Source organism: Nostoc cf. edaphicum LEGE 07299 (assembly GCF_015207245.1).
GTDB lineage: Bacteria > Cyanobacteriota > Cyanobacteriia > Cyanobacteriales > Nostocaceae > Nostoc > Nostoc edaphicum_B.
This window is the reverse complement of record NZ_JADEXF010000617.1, coordinates 1-3,721: the sequence shown is the minus strand read 5'-3', so window position 1 is coordinate 3,721 and position 3,721 is coordinate 1. Positions and strand designations below refer to the sequence as shown.

Annotated in this window: 2 protein-coding genes and 1 pseudogene; all 3 read left to right on the top strand. The window is 39.3% G+C overall.

The annotated features are described in order from the left end of the window. Nucleotides 1-303 precede the first annotated feature (303 nt). A complete protein-coding gene (locus tag IQ229_RS17840) occupies nucleotides 304-1,038 on the top strand; it encodes an ABC transporter permease (protein WP_228013536.1) in 735 nt (244 codons plus the stop codon). Between the two features lie 490 nt (nucleotides 1,039-1,528). After that, complete coding sequence (locus tag IQ229_RS17835; RefSeq protein ID WP_194045992.1) at nucleotides 1,529-3,367, top strand: bifunctional serine/threonine-protein kinase/formylglycine-generating enzyme family protein; 1,839 nt, start codon at nucleotides 1,529-1,531, stop codon at nucleotides 3,365-3,367. Between the two features lie 26 nt (nucleotides 3,368-3,393). Next, a pseudogene (locus IQ229_RS17830) lies at nucleotides 3,394-3,721 on the top strand (hypothetical protein); the annotation flags it as partial.

The window sequence follows — 3,721 nt, the reverse complement described above, 5'->3', positions numbered from 1 at the left end:
CTATTAGACATCTTCAGAAATTAAATATGCGTTATCTTATCCAGAACCGTTATAGAGACATAGCAGTGCTACGCGTCTTTTTCACCAGATGTCTAGGGCGAAAGTTTACCTACCTTATCCCGCATTTCTCACAAGCTGCTTTGCGTATAAGTAATAAGTAATAACTATTGACTGATTACATAAAATATGATATTTTGTATTGCTATCTAAGAAAAATCATATATAAACGTGAATATCTCTCCATCTCTCAAAAAACCGCGTGTCTCATGGCAGGCGGTTTTCTCACTGTTGATATTTGTGTTCATGTACCTGCCTATACTGGTACTTGGCTTTTATAGCTTCAATAAGTCGCCTTACAGTGCAACTTGGCAAGGATTTACTCTCGATTGGTATCGCAAGTTGTTCAGTGACGATCGCATCTTATCAGCTTTGCAAAACAGTATGATAGTTGCAGGTTGTGCTGTGGCAATTTCCGCAGTGCTGGGAACCTTGATGGCGGTTGGGTTGGCGCGTTACGAATTTCCTGGTAAGAAATTGTATCGGGGTATTGCTTACCTACCATTGATTATTCCCGATATTGCGATCGCAGTGGCTACCCTAGTATGTCTAGCAGCCTTTGCAATACCTTTGAGTTTGTGGACGATAGTTGCAGCCCATGTGGTGTTTTGTCTGGCTTATGTCGGGCTTGTGGTTGCTTCTCGGCTGACTAATTTAGATCCGCATTTAGAAGAAGCAGCACTAGATTTAGGTGCTACACCAACCCAAGCTTTCATCAAAGTATTGTTACCTCAATTAATGCCTGGGATTGTCGCTGGTTGTCTCTTAGCTTTTGTCCTCAGCTTAGATGACTTTCTCATTGCTAGTTTTACTGCTGGTAGCGGTTATAACACCCTGCCAATGGAAATTTTTAGCCGCATTAGAAGCGGAGTTAAACCTGATATTAATGCTCTGAGTGTAATGTTAATTTTAGTATCTGCGATCGTTGCCCTTGTAGCTGAATTAATTCGCGCTTCTGGAGAAAATAAAAGTTTTAAATAAGAGTCGCAATTGGCAATAAAAGTTATAGGTAGGTGGTTTAGTTCTTCGTGAACTTTTTTAGATAGCGAACAACAGTTATATTAAAATGTGGCTGCATTAAGGCAAGTCTGACGTCCCAATATTATGGCAATCTGTCATACTTTCTGCTAACACAATGTCACAGTATAGATAAGTAAATAAATATAATTTATTCATCCTTATGCCCTGGTGTGAGAGGATATTTTAAAAGTGGTCATTTGTAATTTTAGGCACTTCTAGATCCCCCCTAACCCCCCTTCAAAAGAGGAGAACCGGAATCAAAGTCCCCCTTTTTAAGGGGGATTTAGGGGGATCTAAAATGTTTTGTTACCGACCAAAGAACTTTTAAAACATCCTCTAAAAGATAGTTTTAAGCACATAAATAAACTTCCGTGTTCGCTTCTCTACATAACTGTTTTCAATTAGATAATATTGGGGCTAACTTTGGAGAAGATGCTATTTCCCCCTCATTATGCAAATCTGCCAAAATCCCAATTGCTCAAATCCATTCAACTCTGATAGCAATAAATTTTGCGTGAGTTGCGGACAAAGCAACTTTGGCAAACTTCTCAGAAACCGTTACCGCGTATTAAGACTCTTAGGTGAAGGTGGATTTAGTAAAACATATTCTACAGAAGATGTAGACAGACTAAATGCCCCTTGCGTCATCAAGCAATTTTTCCCGCAGTTCCAGGGAACAGGACAACGCACTAAAGCCGCAGAATTTTTCAAAGAAGAGGCTTTTCGGTTGTATGAACTGGGAGAAAATCATACCCAAATTCCCAGATTACTAGCTTATTTTGAACAAGGTACTAGCTTGTATCTCGTACAAGAATTTATTCAAGGAAAAACTCTCTTACAAGAAGTTCAGCAGAAAATTTATGGCGAACAACAAATTTGGGAACTTTTAGCTGATTTATTGCCAGTACTGCAATTCATTCATACTCATAATGTTATTCATCGAGATATCAAACCAGAAAATATCATCCGCCGTGCAAGTGATGAAAAACCCGTTTTAATTGACTTTGGCGGTGCTAAACAGGTAACACAAACCAGTATAGGAAGACAAGCTACGGTAATTTATACCCTTGGCTATGCCCCAACAGAACAAATGGCTGGATTTGCTTGTCACGGCAGTGATTTGTATGCTTTGGGTGTAACTTGTGTGCGTCTTTTAACTCAATGTTTGCCCTTGCAGGATGCTTCTGGACAGATTAATGACCCTATTTATGATGCCATGAATGCTAAATGGTTGTGGCGCGAACATTTACAGAAAAAAGGTATTACTATCAGCGACGAATTAGGAAAAATTTTAGATAAATTACTCAAACATCTACCGAGTGAAAGGTATCAAACAGCAGTAGAAGTCATCAACGATTTGAAGTTTGCCACATCGAACATTGAACCTGTTGCCTTAAAAATTGTTTCGATGCCTCAACCTATATTATTGCCGCTACCACAAAAAGTAATCGTACCATTACCCTCATTAGAAACCTTTGAATTTGACGTAGTGACAGTAGACACAGGTGGTAGAGAAGTAAACCGCATGAACTGTAATGCCAACTTCTTTGCCGAAGAATTGAGTAAATCTGTCACATTAGAAATGGTATCAATTCCTGGTGGTACTTACATGATGGGTTCACCAGAATTTGAAGGAGATGCTGACGAACGTCCACGACATCAAGTTATCGTTGAACCATTTTTCATGGGGAAATTTCCTGTAACTCAAGCACAGTGGAGAGTAGTAGCAGCTTTACCCAAAGTCAAACAAGCTTTAAATCCCCATCCATCGAAATTCAAAGGTCTAGATAGACCAGTGGAAAATGTATCTTGGTATGAGGCTGTAGAATTCTGTCTCAGGCTATCAGAAAAAACTGGACGCGACTATCGTTTACCGAGTGAAGCTGAATGGGAGTATGCTTGTCGGGCTGGAACTACAACATCCTTCCACTTTGGCGAAACCATTACCTCTGAGTTAGTCAGCTGCACTATGGAACCAAAAAGTAAATTCCGTAAAGAAACAACAAACGTCGGTAGTTTTGAAGTCGCCAACGCCTTTGGATTGTACGATATGCACGGGTTAGTTTGGGAATGGTGCGCTGATTCGTGGCACAACAATTACAACGACGCACCCTTAGATGGAACAGCTTGGGAAGTTGGCGGCGATATAAATCGTCGGGTGCTACGCGGTGGTTCTTGGAGTTTTAGTGCAGAACTTTGTCGCAGTGCTAGCCGTAGCTGGAATGAGTCAGACGGTGGACTGAGGGTTTGTGGCTTTAGAGTAGTATTTTCTGTAGAGGAGATTATTTAGTAATTTAATACCAGGCTATATAAATTATGAATAACAGAATTGAGAAAGGTGACATAGTAATTATAAATAAAAGTGGAAAACATTACCAGCAAGTGGGTCAAGTTAGTGAGGTTGATTACAATATTTTCTTTGTAAAAATAGTCTTAGTAAAGTTAGGTAATCAAGAAGAAGCCTTTGAACAAAAAGATTTACAATTAAAAACTAAAAAGCCGAGTATACAAGAAGTTATTATATCAATAGACAAAATTTTAGAACAAGTCGATCGGATTTCCCACTTGCCGACACAAGAGAAAGTAGAGTTACCTAACCGTTTGAAATATCTGAAATTAGATATTCCTAAACTAGATAAGCAAA